Annotated in this window: 1 pseudogene; it reads left to right on the plus strand. The window is 45.7% G+C overall.

Going from position 1 to position 359, the window contains the following annotated elements:
- Positions 1-359: pseudogene (locus ACTHS4_RS11690) on the plus strand (serine--tRNA ligase); the annotation flags it as partial.

Here is a 359-nt window from a genome sequence, read left to right on the forward strand (position 1 = left end):
GTTTGATACCGCGCGTTTCAACGCTTTGGAAGAACAACGCAAAGCCGTTCAAGTGAAAACAGAATAGTTGCATGCTTCGCGCAACAGTATTTCTAAACAAATCGGTGCGTTGAAATGCCAAGGCAAACACGAAGAGGCTCAAGCTGCAATGGATCAGGTTGCCCAAATCAAAGCGGATTTTTAGCAGACTGCCGCTGATTTGGATGCCGTTCAGAAAGATTTTGATGCTTGGTTGCTAAGTATTCCGAACCTGCCGCACGAAAGTGTGCCTGTCGGTAAAGACGAAACTGTAAAGTTTGAGGTCCGCAAAGTCGGTACGCCGCGAGAATTTGACTTTGAAATCAAAGACCATGTTGATT

The sequence above is a fragment of the Neisseria sp. P0014.S009 genome, from assembly GCF_051958155.1.
GTDB lineage: Bacteria > Pseudomonadota > Gammaproteobacteria > Burkholderiales > Neisseriaceae > Neisseria > Neisseria flavescens_C.